This window comes from Oceanibium sediminis (assembly GCF_003265325.1).
GTDB classification, from domain to species: domain Bacteria; phylum Pseudomonadota; class Alphaproteobacteria; order Rhodobacterales; family Rhodobacteraceae; genus Halovulum; species Halovulum sediminis.
This window is the reverse complement of sequence record NZ_QGNX01000001.1, coordinates 860,570-877,446: the sequence shown is the minus strand read 5'-3', so window position 1 is coordinate 877,446 and position 16,877 is coordinate 860,570. Positions and strand designations below refer to the sequence as shown.

The following is a 16,877-nucleotide window of genomic DNA, read 5'->3' as shown; positions in this document are numbered from 1 at the left end:
CGCCTGATGGCCACCACCCATATCCCGCACCTGGCCGAAGCCGACCTCGACGCGCTCGGGATCAGCGCGCAGGACTCCATCGCGATGCTGGAGCATCTGATCCGCGGCACCACGAGGAACGAGGTCTGGGGCGGCCCGAAATCCGTCATCACCCCGCCCGACGGGCGCTACATGATGGCGACCTTTTCGGCGATGAGCGACCCGCCCCTGGTGGCCACCAAGTCGCTGGTGCTGAACCCCAGGAACAGCGACATCGGCCTGCCCCAGATCAACGGGCTGGTCACCCTGCTGGACGGGACCACCGGCCTGCCACTGGCCACGGTGGACGGCAACTGGGTCACGGCGGTGCGCACTGCCGCGCTCAGCGCGCTGGCGGCGAAATACATGGCGAACCCGCAGGCGGAGTCCGTCGGCTTCGTGGGCACCGGCACGCAGGCGCGCAGCCACCTGGATGCCTACATGGACATGTTTCCGCTGAAACGGATCAAGATCTCGGGGCGGGGGCGGCCCAATATCGACGCGCTGATCGTCCATGCGGACAGCCACGGGCTGACGGCAGAGGTGTGCGACACCCCGAAGGACGCGCTCAGTGACGTGGACCTTGCCGTGACCACAGTCACCCACACCGGCGTCAGCGGGCCGTTCCTCGATGCCGCCTGGCTGGGGGCCGGGTGCTTCGTGTCGGTCGTGGACCTGGCCGCGCCCTGGCACAAGGACACCTTCGCCGGGCTGGACCGGCTGGTGATCGACGACCTGGCGCAGGAAGAAACCCTGCCCGTCAAGCTGGCCGATCCCAAGGACGTTGACGGAGACCTGACCGGGCTGGTCATGGGCACGATCACGGGCCGCTCTGCCCCGGACGAGCGCACCGCCTTCGTCTTCCGCGGCCTTGGCCTCGGCGACCTGGCGCTGGCGGCACTGGCCTGGCAGAAGTCCCCTCTCGGGCGGGGCTGAGCGGGCCTGCGCGCACTGATCCCTGAAAGAATGGCCTTTGCGCTGCCCCAAGCTCCGCGTAAGAAGGTCACCGGCCCGCCCCTTGTGGGAACGGACGGCTCAAGACCAACGAGGAGGATGGAATGAACAAGCTTGTTTGCGCGGCGCTGGCCGTATCCCTGACGGCGATGGCCCCCGTGGCGGCGCTGGCTGACGGCCACGGCGGCGTGAAGGTCGGTATGATCACCACGCTTTCGGGCGGCGGCGCGGGCCTTGGCATCGACGTGCGCGACGGCTTCATGCTGGCCATCGCCCAGTCGGGCCGCGACGACATCGAGGTGGTGATCGAGGACGATCAGCGCAAACCCGACATTGCCGTGCAACTGGCCGACAAGATGATCCAGTCCGAAAAGGTGGACATCATGACCGGCATCATCTGGTCCAACCTCGCCATGGCCGTGGTGCCCAGCGCGGTGGCGCAGGGCAAATTCTACCTCTCTCCCAACGCGGGGCCGTCGGCACTGGCGGGCGCCCAGTGCAACCCGCTCTACTTCAACGTCGCCTGGCAGAACGACAACCTGCACGAGGCGGCGGGCGCTTACGCGAAAAGCGCGGGCTATGCCAACAGCTTCATCCTGGCGCCGAACTACCCCGCGGGGCAGGACGCGCTGACCGGCTACAAGCGCATGTACGACGGTGACCTGGCGGGCGAGGTCTTCACCCAGCTCGGCCAGACCGACTACGCCGCCGAGATCGCGCAGATCCGCAACTCGGGCGCGGACTCGGTCTATTTCTTCCTGCCCGGCGGCATGGGGATCAGCTTCCTGAAGCAGTATGCGGACAGCGGCGTGGACATTCCCGTCGTCGGCCCGGCGTTTAGCTTCGACCAGGGCATCCTCCAGGCGGTGGGCGACGCCGCGCTCGGGGTCAAGAACACCTCGCAGTGGTCCAAGGACCTGGACAACGCCGCCAACGCCGCCTTCGTGGAAAGCTTCCAGGCGGAATACGGGCGTCTGCCCTCGCTTTACGCCAGCCAGGGGTTCGACACCGCGAACCTGATGCTGAGCGCGCTTGAAACCGCCAGCCCCTCCGATCAGGAGGCGTTCCGCGCCGCGCTGATGGCGGCGGACTTCGACAGCGTACGCGGCGATTTCGCCTTTGCGTCGAACCAGCACCCGATCCAGAACATCTACGTCCGCGAGGTTGTGCGCGAGGGCGACGTTCTGACCAACAAGCTGGTCGGCGTGGCGCTGGAAGATCACGGCAACGTCTTCATCGACGACTGCAAAATGTAAGCCTGCGCGTCTCAGGCGGCCCCGCGCCGCCTGAGACCACCCGACACCGGAATTCCCCATGCTTCTGCTGATCGAACAGGTGCTGAACGGGCTTCAGTTCGGCGTGATGCTGTTCCTGATGGCCGCCGGGCTGACTCTGGTCTTCGGCGTCATGGGGCTGATCAACCTAGCCCACGGCTCACTCTACATGATCGGCGCGTTCGCCGCCGCCGCCGTGGCCGGGGCAACCGGATCCTTCCTGCTGGCGCTCGCCGCCAGCCTGGCCGCCGCCGCCGCCGCGGGCGCGCTGATCGAGGTGGCGGTGATCCGCAGGCTTTACGACCGGGACCACCTTGACCAGGTGCTGGCCACCTTCGCGCTGATCCTGATCTTTTCCGAGGGCACGCGCTGGGCCTTCGGCTCGTTTCCCTTGTACCTCGACATCCCGGCCTGGCTGTCAGGCCCCGTGTCGCTGCCCGGCGGGATCGAGTATTCGCGCTATCGCCTCGCGATCATCGGCGTCGGCCTTGCCGTCGCGCTGGGCCTCTACCTGCTGATCACCCGCACCCGCCTTGGCATCCGCATCCGAGCCGGAGAGGCGGACCGCGAGATGATTGCGGCCCTCGGCATCGACATCTCTCGCCTCTATACGCTGGTGTTCGCGCTCGGCGCAGCGCTCGCGGGCCTGGCGGGGGCCATGGTGGGCGCGATCCAGTCGGTGCAGGTGGGCATGGGCGAACCCGTGCTGATCCTGGCCTTCGTGGTGATCGTGATCGGGGGCATCGGCTCGGTCAAAGGGGCGCTGGTGGGCGCAATCCTCGTGGGGCTGACGGACACGCTGGGGGGCTACCTGCTGCCCATCGCCTTCGGCCAGGTGATGGAGGCGAGCAGCGCCACGGCGATCGGCTCGGCGCTCGCCTCGATGCTGATCTACATCCTGATGGCGGTAGTGCTGATCCTGCGGCCCACGGGCCTTTACGGGGCGCGCGCATGAGCCGGGGTATCGCGATCAACACCGCGGTCCTGGCCCTGTGCCTGGCGGTGCCGGTCTACGCCCATTTCGCGGGCGAGCCGTTCCTGCTGACGCTGGCCACCCGCGCCGTGATCCTGGCGCTGGCGGCGGTGGGGCTGAACATCGCGCTCGGGCACGGGGGGCTGATCAGCCTGGGCCATGCGGCGTTCTTCGGGATCGGCGGCTATGCCATGGGTATCCTCGCCAGCCATGCGCAGACCTTCACGCCCATCGCCGACTGGCCGCTGCTGATCGAGGGCACCAAGTCCATGCCGGTGATCTGGCTGGTGGCGATGGTGACCAGCGGTCTGGCCGCGCTCGTGATCGGGGCGCTGAGCCTGCGGACCTCAGGCGTTTATTTCATCATGATCACCCTCGCCTTCGGGCAGATGCTGTACTACTTCGCCATTTCCTGGCCCGCCTACGGGGGCGAGGATGGGCTGTCCATCTACGTGCGCAACGGCTTTCCGGGGCTGAACACGCTGGTGCCGATGCAGTTCTTCGCGCTGACGGCCACGGTGCTGGCCGCCGCCATGGCGCTGGCGCATGTGCTCGGGCGCTCGGCCTTCGGGCTGGCGCTGAACGCGGCGCGCCAGGCCCCCGCCCGGGTCGAGGCGGTGGGCGTGCGCCCCTTCCGGCTGCGCCTGACCGCCTTCGTCATCTCCGGCATGATCACGGGGCTGGCGGGGGCGCTGTTCGCGGACCTCAACCGCTTCGTCAGCCCCACCATGTTCAGCTGGCAACTGAGCGGAGAGATCATGGTTATCGTCATCCTCGGCGGCGTCGGGCGGCTGTTCGGCCCGCTGGCGGGGGCCGCGCTGCTGGTCACGCTGGAGCATGTTCTGGGCGGCGTCAGCGACTACTGGCAGGTCTACCTCGGCGCGCTGCTGCTGGGCGTCGTGCTGTTCGCGCGCGGCGGCATCATCGGCACCCTTGCGGGGCGGGACGTGGCCCATGGCTGAACCGGTGCTCCAGGTGCAGGGGATCACGCGGGCCTTCGGCGCGCTGGTCGCTTCCGACAACGTCTCGCTCGACCTGCGGGAGGGGGAGATTCACGCCCTGATCGGGCCGAACGGGGCCGGGAAATCGACGCTGATCGCGCTGATCTCCGGCGCGCTGGCCCCGGACGCGGGGCAGATCCGCTTCAACGGGCGGGACGTCACCGCGCTGGACACGGTGGCGCGCGCACGGCTGGGGCTGGGGCGCAGCTTCCAGATCTCGGCCGTGGTGCCTGAGTTCACCGTGCTGCAAAACGTTGTGCTGGCCGCCCAAGGGGCCGCCGGGCACAGCTACCGCCTGTTCCGCCCCGCGCTGAAGGACCGCAGCGCCACGAGCAGCGCCAGGGCGCAGATCGCCCGCGTCGGGCTGGAGGCGCGCGCCGCGATCCCCGCCGCCGACCTGGCCCATGGCGAACGCCGGCGGCTGGAACTGGCCATGGCACTGGCGCTGAAGCCGAAAGCCTTCCTGCTGGACGAGCCGATGGCGGGCCTTGGCGCGGATGGCACCGCGCAGATGACCACCCTGCTGGAAACCCTGAAGGCCGAAGCGCCGATCCTACTGGTCGAACACGACATGGACGCAGTCTTTCGCCTGGCGGACCGGATCAGCGTGCTGGACTACGGGCGCATCATCGCCACCGGCAGCGTGGAGGAGATCCGCCAGGACCCCGAGGTCCGCCGCGCCTACCTGGGGGCCGACGCATGAGCGCTTTGCTGGAAATCGCGGGGCTTCAGGCTGCCTATGGCCATAGCCAGACGCTGTTCGGCGTGGACCTGCGCATAGCCGAAGGCGAAGTGCTGGCGCTCATGGGCCGCAACGGCATGGGCAAGACCACGACGATCCGCTGCCTGACCCGCCTGCTGCCCGCCACCCACGGCACCATCCGCTTTGACGGGCATGACCTGCGCGTCCTGCCCGCGCACCGGGCCGCGCGCCTCGGCCTTGGGCTGGTGCCCGAGGGGCGGCGCTGTTTCGCGCCGCTGACGGTGTCCGAGAACCTGCTCGCAGCCGCCCGCCCCGGCCCGTGGGACCGCGCCGCGGTCGAGGCGCTGTTCCCCCGCCTGGCGGAGCGGCGCGGCCAGGTCGCCGCCTCCCTCTCCGGCGGGGAGCAGCAGATGCTGGCCATCGCCCGCGCGCTGATGACCAATCCGCGCCTGCTGATCCTGGACGAGGCGACCGAAGGGCTCGCCCCGATCATCCGGACCGAGATCTGGTCCGCCATCGCCCGGCTGAAGCGGGACACGGGGATGAGCATCCTCGTGGTGGACAAATCCTTGCGCGAACTCTCCGGCGTGGCGGATCGCTGCGTGGTGCTGGAGCGGGGCCGCTCTGTCTGGACCGGGCAGATCGACGCGCTGGACAGCGCGACGGCGGCGCAGCTTCTCGGGGTCTGAAACGGGCGTTTCAGGGCGGTTCCGGGGGCATTGCGGGCCGAACAACGCCTCCGACTGTGCATATTAACTAAGTTCCGACAAGATTTCCCTTCCGTTAACCCGTTGCCACGCGGTATCCCGGAAATGCCCAACATGTGGTTTTTGGGGGGAAATTGGGGTTCATGCCGGACACGCTGCGGTCTGAGGATTGGTTTGTGCGGGAAACGCGAACGGTGTTGATCGTCGACATCGTCGAATCCGTGCGCCTGATCGAGACGGACCAGAACACCGCCGTCGCCCACTGGCGCCGCATCGTCGCGCATACCGAAGAGGTGCTTCTGCCGGGCAAGCGCGCGCGCCTGGTCAAGAGCCTTGGCGACGGCTTGCTGATCGAGGCGCAGAGCGTCGCCGATGCGCTGCCCATCGCCTTCGGCATCCGCGCCATCGCCAAGACCCTGAACACCGACCTGCCCGAGGATCGCAAGCTGCACCTGCGCCAGGGGCTCGACCTTGGCGAGCTGCTGGTGGATGAGCACGACGTTTACGGGCACAACGTCAACATCGCCGCAAGGCTCTGCGCGCTGGGCGATCCGGGTGAGATCATCGTCTCGGCGGCGGTGCGCGACCAGATCGTCAACGGCGTCGATGCGGATATCGTTGACCTGAGCGAATGCTTCCTGAAGCACGTCAAGAAGCCGGTGCGCGCCTATCGGCTGTCGCCCGTCGCCGAGACGGGCCAGCGCATCCGCCTGCCGGTGCTGGCAAAGCCCCTGCTGCCCACGATCGCGGTGATCCCGCTGCGCACGCTGGGCGCACCGGCGTGCCAGTCCGGGGCCACCGGCCAGATCCTGGCGGAGGAGCTGATCCGCGCTTTCGGCCAGTCGCCGCACCTGAACGTCATCTCGCGCCTGTCGACCGCGCCCTTCGTCGCCTCGGACAAATCGCTGGACGAGATCGCGGACCTTCTGGACGCCAGCCACGTGATGACCGGCACCGTGGTCGAGGATGGCGTGACCCTGCACCTGTCGCTCGACCTGACGGAGGTCCGCTCGAAACAGGTGATCTGGTCCGAGCGCTGCAAGGAAAATGTCACCGACCTGCTGATGGGCGACCAGGACGTCATCGCGCGCATCGCCGGAGAGGTCGGCAAAGCCGTGCTGAGCCGCGAGTTGCAGCGCGCCCGCGCCCTGCCGGTGCGCACGGTGGAAAGCTACACCCTGATGCTGGCGGCGATCAACGCGATGTACCGCCTGTCGCTGACCGACTTCAACTACGCCAGCGCCATGCTCGAAGCCACGATCGAGCGGAACCCCCGCCACTCCGCGCCGCTGGCCTGGATGGGCAACTGGCACGTGCTGAAGGTGCAGCAGGGCTGGACCGACGATCCCACCCGCGAACAGCGCCTGGCCGAGGATCGCACCGCCCGCGCGCTGGACCTGAACCCCGATTGCGAGCAGGCCCTGACCATCGACGGGCTGGTGCAGACCAACCTGTCCAAGGATTTCGAACACGCCGAGGCGCAGTATTCCCGCGCCCTGTCCTTCAACCCGAACTCGGCGCTAGCGAACCTGCTGAAGGGCACGATGCACGCCTTCCGCGACGAGGGCGATGAAGCGATCCGCTTCAGCGAGACGGCGCAGTCGAAGTCCCCCTTCGATCCGCAGCAGTACTATTTCGACTGCCTGACCGCCGCCGCCTATATCGCCGCCAACAAACCGGCCGAGGCGTTGCCCTTCGCCGAACGCTCGCTGCGCGCGAACGCGACGCATACCTCCACCCTGCGCACCCTGGCGGTGGCGCAATGGCAAACCGGGGACCAGGCCGCCGCCCGGGACACCATCGCCAGCATGGTCGCCCTGGAGCCGGAACTGACCGTCACCAAGTGGGAGCGGCAGAACCCGGCGGCAAATTACAAGATGGGCAAGAAGATCGCCGAGATCCTGCGCGCGGCAGGGGTGCCCAGCTGAAGTTTCAAAACGTCATGATTGTAGATTAACAGCCGAGGAACAAGTGATGACCAGAGTGAAGCCCCAATCCGCCTACAGCGCGTATTCCGCTTATTCAGCCTACAGCGCATACTCGGCCTACAGCGCGTATTCCGCTTATTCGGCCTACGGCGGCCTTCCCGTCGCGCCCTATGTCGCGCCCGCGCTGATCACCAACCGTGACGGCATCGTTGGGGCCTATGCCCCGCCCGCGCAGGTACCGGCGCCGCTGCCCACAGACGATCCGCAGAACTTCAAGCTCTGGGGCGCGCAGGTGCGCGAAAGCCTGCTGACCTATGAGCTGGTGTCTCGGATCGGCTTCACGATGGACGGCGATACCGCGCAGGCGTGGCACCTGGAAACCAACGGGCAGACCTCTGGCGCGGCGGCGCCGACCGCAACCTATCACCCGTTGATGAAGATGACTCGCCCGAGCGAGGACCAGTTCCGCGACCAGCTTGAGTACATCGACAACTACGCCGACCTGCGCAACGACCGCTGGATCGAGATCGAGGCCCAGCTCGACCTGCCGACCGCCTTCTTCGGCTCCATCGCCTTCCTCGATCCGGGGCGCACGCCCTATACCTACCAGCTGGTGCTGGCCGCGCTGCACCTGGCGCATTTCACCGAGATGCAGTTCAAGAACGCGCTGGCATGCCGGCGGCCGGTGGAATTCTCGCCCCAGATGCAGGCGATCATTCCCACGCCCCAGCACGGCACCCTGCCCTCTGGTCACGCGACGGAGGCGCATATCGTCGCCATGGTTCTGGACCACGTGCTGGAGGCGTCTGGCAACCCGGTCTATGCCGATGTCAGCTGGCGCGCGCAGTTCTTCCGCCTTGCTGCGCGCATCGCCGTGAACCGCACCGTCGCCGGGGTGCATTTCCCCGTGGACAGCGCGGCGGGGGCCAGCCTCGGCATGACGCTGGGCGCGTATTTCGTCGCCCGCGCTTCGGCGAAACCCTCCATGCCGCCGATGACCGCCAGCTACACCGCGTGGGCATTCGACGGCCCCGCCTTCAGCGGCGATTTCCGGCCCGAAACGATGTTCGACCTGGTCACCAACCGGCAGACGGCGACCACGGGCACCAGTGACCTCGGGGTTCAGTCGATCAATGCTGACCAGCAATCCCCGACCCTGAACTACGTCTGGGAAAAAGCCATCGCCGAGTGGGCCTGACCCGACCGGGTCTCTGACAAGGGGAGTAGGAGGGGTGTTCATGGCCAGGCCGACGCAGACCAAGGGGTGGAAGGTGGTGGAAACATCGCCCAACGCCGATGCCGCCGCGGATTGGAGCTTTTTCGCCGATCCCGCCCGAAAACCGGAGTCACGGGGCGCGCTGCGGCCCGTACTCGTGCAGGTGAAATCGGGAAAGATCGACACGCTCGAGCAGCGCATCGCTGCGTTCGCGCAGGAACAGGGGCCGCGCAAACCCGGCCCGAAGGTGAAGGTCCCGAAGGCCTACCGCGCAAATCCGGGGCGCGAACGGGGCCGCGATCCGGTCACGCGCGGCGGCGATACGCTCTATTCCGTACTGGCCGACGAGGCGCTGTTCGAGTTGATGCGCCAGCAAAGCGGCTCTGGCGACCCCGAGCATCCGCGCAACGACCTGTTCCTTGCCGCGCACGGGCCCATCCTGCCCGAAGATTCCCTTGGGGATGAAACCCAGCGCGACCCCGTACAGCTGCCCAACACCGCCCCGGCAGAGGGCGTGGTGGTAACCGCGGTGATCGACACCGGCCTGCCGTTCCTGAACGACTGCTTCCGCAGCCAGAACGGCGCGCCACGGGTACGCTATGCCTGGGTGCAGGACGGGCTGTTCCGCAACGCGCCGCCAAGCTTCGTGCCCTTCGGGCGCGAGTTCGAGGCCGCCGACATCGCCGACCTGTTCGCGCGCTACACCACCGCCGGGATCATGGACGAACTCGCCGCCTATCGCGAGGCGGGACTGGCCGACTTCGGCCGCCCGCGCAGCCACGCCCTCGGGCGGCGGGTGACCCATGGCGCCCATGTGGCCAGCCTGGCCGGGGGGTATCCGCGCGCAGAGGATCGCACCGACAACCCGCTGATCTTCGTGCAACTGCCCAACCTCGTGGCGGCGGACACCTCGGGCGCGTCGCTGGCGCCGTATCTTCTGTCTGCGCTGGACTACATCGTGGACCGCGCCGACAGGATCGCGGACGACCTCGGCTGCGGGCAGTTGCCGCTGGCGATCAACTTCAGCTTCGGGGGCACTGGCGGCCCGCTCGACGGGACCAGCGCGGTGGAGGAGCGGATGGACGCGCTGCTGAAGGCGCGCAACAAGGGCAAGCAGAAGGGCAAGACGACCATCGTCCTGCCCGCCGGCAACGCGCATCAAAGCCGGGGCCACGCAAAGATGAAACAGGGGGAGGCGTTCCAGGGCCCGAATCCCAGCCAGACCCTGACCTGGCGCATCCAGCCCGACGACCACACCGCCAGCTTCGTCGAGATCTGGACACCCAATTGCACCAAGAACGACCAGCTGATCGAGGTGGTGCTGCACGCGCCTCAAGGCCTGGCGGTCAGCCCGGCGGTGCAACAGGGGGCCGACGCCTCGTTCGAGCTGGTCCTCGATTCGCAGACGATCGCGAAAATCAGCTACACCTACGTCCCCGCACCCACCAGGCGCGGGAAGTTCACCCTGACGGTCGCCGCCACGGGGCGGAGCGGGGGCACACATGACCTCGCCCCCTCCGGGCGCTGGAAAATCGAGGTGCGCGACGTCGGCCTGCCCACGGGCAGCCACGTCGACGCCTGGGTGCTGCGCGATGACGAGTTGCCCGGCTTTGACACCGATGCCCGCCAGTCCCGCTTCGAGGACCCCGCCTACAAGCGCTGGACGCCCGAGGGCTTCCCCGAGCAGGAAGACAACGGCCATTCCATCGTGGTGCGCGCCGGGTTGCAGAACGTCATCGGCACGGGAACGGAACCCGTGGTGGTCGGCGGCTACATCGATCGCAGCGGCGCGCTGCCCGCCTATACCGCCGGCGGGCCAACCAACACGGCGAACCGGCCCGGCCCGGACGCGGTGACGGTGGCCGACGACAGCAAGGTGCACCGGGGCGTGGTCGGCAGCGCCGTGCTCAGCGGCGGGAAGGTCACGCTCGGGGGGACCTCGGTCGCGGCACCGCAGGTGACGCGCGCGCTGGCCGGGGTGCTCGCCACCGGGGGCAAAGCGGACCGGGCAGAGGTGGCCGCGATGGCCCAGGCGGACGATCCCGCCAGATTCCCGAATCGCGCCCCGACACCGGGCGCGGCGCGCGGCGGTGAGGGCCGCCTGCAACTTTCGCCCCAGGCGGCGCGCCGCTACCGGCCCTTCGGCTGACCCGGCCCCGCGCCCTGCACGGGCGCGGGCCTAGTTCGCGATGGAGGTGGAGCGGCTGACCGTCTTGCGCAGGAAAAACTCGCCCATCATCCCGATCAGCAGGCCGACCAGCGTGAAGTACAGCGGGTACTCGATGCTCGTCTTGTGGGGGAAATAGTTCACGAACAAATGCCCCCGCATCTGGTCGATCGTGTGGAACAGCGGGTTCCAGATGAAGAACGGCAGGATGGCGTTGGGGATCATGTTGGCGACGAAGAACTTGCCGCTCGTGATCAGGTTGGCGCGCTGGTAGACCAGCGAAGCGATCTTCATCAGCGATGGCGCGAAGGGCTTGAGCAGCAGGAACAACAGGCCGATCACGATCCCGCTGGACCAGGCCAGCATGAAGGGCAGGATCGTCCCCGCGGGGTTGTGGATCACCAACTCCCCGTTCCAGACCCACATGCCCGTCAGGATGATCGCGATGGCGAACAGGTGCAGGTACAGCGTGGACAGCGCGCTGGCGATGATCGCCAGGCTCGGCGTCATCGGCGCGTGCTGCATCATCGCCGAGACCGAGGACCCCGCCTTGATCACCGCCGACACGGCGGAGTTGTGCAGGAAGAACAGCAGGACCCCGCCGAGCAGGAACAGGATGATGTTGCCCCGGATCGACGCCCCCCGAAAGGCGATCACCGTGAACATGATGTAGAACATCGCCACCATCATCATGATGCGCGCCACGGCCATCAGCAGGCCAAGCGTAGCATTGCCCGAGGCCTTGCGCACCTCGCGCACGGTGGTGAAATAGATCAGCTCCAGGAACACGAAGGATTCCAGCAGGATCGATTGTCGAACTTCCTTTTGGGCGGCCATGCGGCACCAGACTCCGATGCGTTGGAATGCTGCGACGTTACAACAGCCGCTTTGTGGCTGCAAATCTGAAAGGTTTCTGGGTAAAGGTGCTGCCAAAGAAACGCTGACAAAGGATGAATCCCATGGATATGGCCGCCCTGACCCGCGACATGCGCCGACTGGCGCTTGAGGCGGGCGCAAGGATCATGGAGATCTACAACGCCGAGGACTTCGACGTGCGCGCGAAATCCGACGACAGCCCCGTGACCGCCGCGGACGAGGCCGCCGATGCGCTGATTTCCGCCGGTCTCAGCGCCAACTGGCCCGATATCACGCTGGTGACCGAGGAACAGGCCCAGAGTCACTCCCTCACAGCGGCGCGATTCCTGATCGTGGACCCGTTGGACGGCACCAAGGAATTCATCAAGCGGCGCGGCGATTTCACCGTGAACATCGCACTGGTCGAAGACGGCGTTCCGGTGCGCGGCGTCGTCTATGCCCCGGCAAAGCAGCGCCTTTTCTACACTGACGCCAGCGGCCAGACGGTGGAAGAGGCCGGGCCATTCGACCTCGACACGCCGGGCGAAGTCACGCCGCTGTCGGTCAGTACGCCGGACAACGGGGCGCTGATCGTCGTCGCCTCGAAGTCGCACCGGGATGCCGCGACGGATGCCTATATCAACCAGTACGCCTGCGCGGACAGCGCCTCGGCCGGGTCTTCGCTGAAGTTCTGCCTTGTCGCGGCGGGCGAGGCGGATCTGTACCCCCGCCTTGGCCGCACGATGGAATGGGACACGGCGGCGGGCCACGCGGTGCTGGCCGGGGCTGGCGGCAAGGTGGTGCGCTTTGACGATCACACGCCGCTGACCTACGGCAAGGCAGAGTATGCGAACCCGTTCTTCATCGCCTACGCGCCCGGCGTCGAGCTGAAGGCCCCGGCATGAGCGTTACGGTCGTCATTCCCGCCCGCTACGCCTCCACCCGTTATCCCGGCAAGCCGCTGGTGGAACTGACCGGGGCGACGGGCCAGGCGCGCAGCCTGATCCGACGCAGCTGGGATGCGGCGATGGAAGCGTCCGGTGTGGACCGCGTTGTCGTCGCGACCGACGACAGCCGCATCGCCGAGCACGCCACCGGCTTTGGCGCCGAGGTGGTGATGACCCCGGAAACCTGCCGCAACGGGACCGAGCGTTGCGCCGCTGCGCTGGACCCGCTGGGCCTTGGCGAGGACGCGATCGTCGTCAACCTGCAAGGCGACGCGCCCCTGACCCCGCCCTGGTTCGTCGAGGCGCTGGTGGACGCGATGGCGAACGGGGCCGAGGTGGCCACGCCGGTGCTGCGCCTCGACGCGCCCTCCCTCGCCAGCTTCAAGGATGATCGCGCCGCGGGCCGTGTCGGCGGCACCACGGCGGTGTTTGACCGGGCCCGGCGCGCGCTCTACTTCTCGAAAGAGGTCATCCCCTACACGGGCCGCGACTTCACCGAGGACGAGCAGATCCCCGTCTTCCACCACGTCGGCGTCTATGCCTATCGCGGCGCGGCGCTGGCCGCCTATGCGGGCTGGGACGAAGGCCACCTGGAACGCTGGGAAGGGCTGGAACAGCTGCGCTTCATGGAGCACGGCACCCCCGTCACCTGCGTCGAGGTCAGCGCAAAGGGCCGCGCCTTCTGGGAGTTGAACAACCCCGTCGACGTGCCCCGGATCGAGGCGATCCTGAAGGCGCAGGGACAGGCGTGAGCATGCAGCCCACGGTCTCGCTCGTCATCGTCAACGCGGACCGGCGTGACGAACTGACCGTGGTGCTGAAAAGCCTGGAATACCAGCGTTATCCCGCGTTCGAGGTGATCGTCGTCAGCGACATCGCCACCGACGCGCGCCCCGAAAGCCCGCTGCCGATCCACTGGATCCACTTCACGGAGCGCAACATCTCCGCCGCGCGCAACCTTGGCATCGCTGCCGCGCGGGGCGAGGTGGTCGCCTTCTGCGACGATGATGCAGTGCCGGAATTCAGCTGGCTGGAACACCTGGTCCCCGCCTTCGCCGACCCCGCCGTCGGCGCGGCGGGCGGCTTCGTGCGCGGGCGCAACGGCGTCAGCTTCCAGTGGCGCGCGATGGGGTTCGACCGGACCGGGGCGGACCACCCGCTTGCGCTGGACGGGAATGCTCCGCAGGTGTTTGCCCCGGACGCGGCCCGGTTCGTCAAGACGGTCGGCACCAACAGCGCCTTCCGGCGCGCCGCGCTGGCGGACATCGGCGGCTTCGATACGGCGTTCCGCTTCTTCCTCGACGAAACCGACGTGAACCTGCGGCTTTCGGCGGCGGGCTGGTCCACGGCCATCGTTCCGCTGGCACAGGTGCACCACGGTTTCGCCGCCAGCGCCCTGCGTACGGCGGACCGCGTCCCCACCTCGCTTTACGAGATCGGCGCGAGCCTGGCGCATTTCCTCGGCAAACACGCCCCCGCCGACAGCCATGAAGCACGGCGCGCCAGCTTCCGCGCCGAGCAGGCGGAGCGGCTGGCGCGGCACCGCAGCTCCGGCGCGCTGGAGGCGGCGGCGGAGGTACGGCTGTTGGAGGAGCTTGAACAGGGCTTCACCGATGGCGCCGCGCGCACCGCCTCCGGCGGCCTACCGAAGCTGGCGGAGCGCAGCTTCACGCCTGTGCCCGCCCGGCCCGGGGGCGCGGCGCGACGGCGTCTTTTCGCCGGCGGACTGCTGCACACCGGCGCGGCGCTGCGCGCAGCGCGCCAGGCGGCGCTGGAGGGGGACGAGGTGACGCTGCTCCTGCCCGAGGCGACGCCCCGCCCGCTGCGCGTGAGCTTCGGGGCCGATGGCGTATTCCATCACAGGTTCGGCCTTGCTGGCCGCGTGGCGCGGGACGCGGGGCGCGTCTACGGCACCCCGCGCGCGCGGATCGCGGCGGAAACCGACCGCATCGCCCCGCTGCGGGGGCCCTTCGCACCGCTGGACCGGGGCTGACCCACTCGCCCCACCCTTAACCCTAGTGTCCCGCCCGAGCGGGCGGCATCGGCGGTTTCCTGCTTGCGCAAGCCGCCAGTCAATGGAACCATATTTGGAACCAAGTGTTTACCCATGTGGTATAGTGAGCCCGAGTGCCCCGGCGATTGCAGTCAGCGGGGCCAACCGCTACACCCGTGAAGAGCCCAGTGAATTTCGGGCAAACAGATTATAAAGATTATGGAGAACGAACATGGCGCGTAAAGTCCGCAAGGCCGTATTTCCCGTTGCAGGGTTAGGCACCCGGTTTTTGCCCGCCACCAAGTCCATCCCGAAGGAAATCCTGACGCTCGTGGATCGCCCGCTGATCCAGTACGCCATCGACGAGGCGCGCGAAGCCGGGATCACCGAGTTCATCTTCGTCACCAGCCGCGGCAAGTCCGCGCTGGAGGATTATTTCGACCGCGCCCCGGAAATCGAGAAGGCGCTGACCGACAAGAACAAGCTGGACCTGCTGGAGCGGCTGAAGCCGACCAACATGGACAGCGGCGCCATCGCCTATGTCCGCCAGCACGAAGCGCTGGGCCTGGGCCACGCCGTCTGGTGTGCGCGGCGGCTGATCGGCAACGAACCCTTCGCCGTGCTGCTGCCCGACGATGTGATCCAGTCCAACGTCGGCTGCCTGAAGCAGATGGTCGACGCCTACGAGGAAAGCGGCGGGGGCAACATGGTCGCGGCGATGGAAGTCTCCCCCGACAAGACCAGCGCTTACGGCATCCTGGATGTGAAGGACGGCGGCGATAGCGGCAACGTGGTCAACGTGAAGGGCATGGTCGAAAAGCCGGCCACGGAGGACGCGCCGTCCAACCTTGCCGTCATCGGGCGCTACATCCTGACGCCGCAGGTGCTGCGCAACCTCAACAAGATCAAGCGCGGTGCGGGCGGGGAAATCCAGCTGACAGACGCCATCGCAGAGGAAATCACGGAGAACGACAACGTGACCGGCTTCCGCTTCGCGGGGCAACGCTACGATTGCGGCTCGAAGGCTGGTTTCCTGCAGGCGACAGTCGCCTTCGGGTTACAGCATCCGGACCTGCGCGACGAATTCGAAGGATATCTGAACGAGCTCGTCGCCCTGCGGCACGCCGCTCAGTAGTCGGGATTACCAAATCATGGGACGTAGGGTTCTGGTCACCGGCGGGGCGGGCTATATCGGCAGCCACGCTTGCAAACTGCTTGCCGAAGCAGGGCACACGCCCGTCACCTATGACAGCCTGGTCACGGGATGGGAGCAGGCGGTCAAGTTCGGCCCCCTGGAAAAGGGCGATCTGCAGGACCGGGCGCGCCTGGACCAGGTGTTCGCCACCCACCGCCCGGACGCGGTGATGCATTTCGCCGCCTTGTCCGATGTCGGCCAGTCGATGCGCGATCCGGCGCTCTACTGGCGCAACAACGTCGGCGGCTCGATGACGCTGCTAGACGCGGCAACGGCGGCGGGCGTGGGGGCCTTCGTCTTCTCCTCCACCTGCGCCACCTATGGCGAGCAGGACGGCGTGATGCTGGACGAAACCTGCGTGCAGAACCCGATCAACGCCTATGGCGGCTCCAAGCGCGCGGTGGAGGATATGCTGCGCGACTACGGCCGCCAAAGCGGTATGCGCCACGTCGCTTTCCGCTATTTCAACGTCGCCGGCGCGGACCCCGAGCGCCAGATCGGCGAATTCCACCGCCCCGAAACCCACCTGATCCCGCTGGCGCTGGACGCGGTGCGGGGCCGGCGCGACGCGCTGACGATCTTCGGCACCGATTACGCCACCCCCGACGGGACCTGCATCCGCGACTACGTCCATGTCCTCGACCTGGTGGAGGCGCATGTTCGCGGGCTCGACTACCTGATGAACGGCGGGGAAAGCGCGGTTTTCAACCTTGGCACCGGCACCGGCTTTTCCGTGCGCGAAGTGATCGACGCCGTGGGCGCGGTGACCGAAACGCCGGTTCCCGTGGTCGAAGGCGCGCGGCGGCCGGGGGATTGCACAGCGCTCGTCTCCGGCTCCACCCGCGCGACGGAGGTTCTGGGCTGGCAGCCGCACCGCTCCACCCTGCCGCAGATGATCTCGGACGCGTGGGGATGGCACCAGATGCCGGGTTACACGGCTTGACAG

At 67.6% G+C, this 16,877-nt stretch carries 15 protein-coding genes; 14 read left to right on the top strand and 1 reads right to left on the bottom strand.

Translation table 11 applies throughout. The features are described 5' to 3' along the window. Positions 1-6: 6 nt before the first annotated feature. The 9 genes from DJ029_RS04160 (at position 7) to DJ029_RS04120 (ending at position 10,923) form a co-directional block, all read left to right on the top strand. The gene (locus tag DJ029_RS04160) at positions 7-954 is read left to right on the top strand and encodes an ornithine cyclodeaminase family protein (RefSeq protein WP_112321046.1); all 948 of its coding nucleotides are present in this window, start codon (positions 7-9) and stop codon (positions 952-954) included. Positions 955-1,076: 122 nt separating this feature from the next. After that, positions 1,077-2,228 (top strand): ABC transporter substrate-binding protein, encoded by a 1,152-nt coding sequence (locus tag DJ029_RS04155; RefSeq protein ID WP_112321045.1) that lies wholly within the window; start codon positions 1,077-1,079, stop codon positions 2,226-2,228. Positions 2,229-2,286: 58 nt separating this feature from the next. After that, a complete protein-coding gene (locus DJ029_RS04150) occupies positions 2,287-3,201 on the top strand; it encodes a branched-chain amino acid ABC transporter permease (protein WP_112321044.1) in 915 nt (304 codons plus the stop codon). Then, positions 3,198-4,181, top strand: a complete 984-nt coding sequence (locus tag DJ029_RS04145) for a branched-chain amino acid ABC transporter permease (protein ID WP_112321043.1) — start codon at positions 3,198-3,200, stop codon at positions 4,179-4,181. The genes DJ029_RS04150 and DJ029_RS04145 overlap by 4 nt, the downstream gene beginning before the upstream one ends. Continuing rightward, positions 4,174-4,923, top strand: coding sequence for an ABC transporter ATP-binding protein (locus DJ029_RS04140; RefSeq protein ID WP_112321042.1), 750 nt, complete (start codon positions 4,174-4,176; stop codon positions 4,921-4,923). Before DJ029_RS04145 ends, DJ029_RS04140 begins: the two co-directional genes overlap by 8 nt. Beyond that, positions 4,920-5,612, top strand: a complete 693-nt coding sequence (locus DJ029_RS04135) for an ABC transporter ATP-binding protein (protein ID WP_112321041.1) — start codon at positions 4,920-4,922, stop codon at positions 5,610-5,612. The genes DJ029_RS04140 and DJ029_RS04135 overlap by 4 nt, the downstream gene beginning before the upstream one ends. Positions 5,613-5,824: 212 nt before the next feature. Then, positions 5,825-7,558: an adenylate/guanylate cyclase domain-containing protein gene (locus DJ029_RS04130; protein WP_157966261.1), complete on the top strand. Its 1,734-nt coding sequence runs from the start codon at positions 5,825-5,827 to the stop codon at positions 7,556-7,558. 46 nt (positions 7,559-7,604) lie between these two features. Further along, positions 7,605-8,756 carry a phosphatase PAP2 family protein gene (locus DJ029_RS04125; RefSeq protein ID WP_112321039.1) on the top strand — a complete coding sequence of 384 codons (1,152 nt, stop codon included), beginning with the start codon at positions 7,605-7,607 and terminating at the stop codon, positions 8,754-8,756. 40 nt (positions 8,757-8,796) lie between these two features. Next, positions 8,797-10,923, top strand: coding sequence for a S8/S53 family peptidase (locus tag DJ029_RS04120; RefSeq protein WP_112321038.1), 2,127 nt, complete (start codon positions 8,797-8,799; stop codon positions 10,921-10,923). Positions 10,924-10,953: 30 nt separating this feature from the next. Here DJ029_RS04120 and DJ029_RS04115 read toward each other — a convergent pair whose 3' ends face one another. Next, positions 10,954-11,778, bottom strand: a complete 825-nt coding sequence (locus DJ029_RS04115) for an ABC transporter permease (protein ID WP_112321037.1) — start codon at positions 11,776-11,778, stop codon at positions 10,954-10,956. A gap of 122 nt (positions 11,779-11,900) precedes the next feature. On the opposite strand from DJ029_RS04115, the gene cysQ reads away from it, so the two are divergent. The 5 genes from cysQ to galE all read left to right on the top strand — a co-directional run bounded on the left by cysQ (position 11,901) and on the right by galE (position 16,874). Next, positions 11,901-12,701 carry a 3'(2'),5'-bisphosphate nucleotidase CysQ gene (cysQ, locus tag DJ029_RS04110; RefSeq protein ID WP_112321036.1) on the top strand — a complete coding sequence of 267 codons (801 nt, stop codon included), beginning with the start codon at positions 11,901-11,903 and terminating at the stop codon, positions 12,699-12,701. After that, complete coding sequence (kdsB, locus tag DJ029_RS04105; RefSeq protein WP_112321035.1) at positions 12,698-13,495, top strand: 3-deoxy-manno-octulosonate cytidylyltransferase; 798 nt, start codon at positions 12,698-12,700, stop codon at positions 13,493-13,495. The genes cysQ and kdsB overlap by 4 nt, the downstream gene beginning before the upstream one ends. 2 nt (positions 13,496-13,497) lie before the next feature. Then, on the top strand, positions 13,498-14,736 hold the full coding sequence (locus DJ029_RS04100; protein WP_112321034.1) for a glycosyltransferase family 2 protein: 1,239 nt from the start codon (positions 13,498-13,500) through the stop codon (positions 14,734-14,736). Positions 14,737-14,968: 232 nt separating this feature from the next. Then, complete coding sequence (galU, locus tag DJ029_RS04095) at positions 14,969-15,871, top strand: UTP--glucose-1-phosphate uridylyltransferase GalU (protein ID WP_112321033.1); 903 nt, start codon at positions 14,969-14,971, stop codon at positions 15,869-15,871. A gap of 16 nt (positions 15,872-15,887) precedes the next feature. After that, positions 15,888-16,874, top strand: coding sequence for a UDP-glucose 4-epimerase GalE (gene galE, locus DJ029_RS04090; protein WP_112321032.1), 987 nt, complete (start codon positions 15,888-15,890; stop codon positions 16,872-16,874). Positions 16,875-16,877 lie beyond the last annotated feature (3 nt).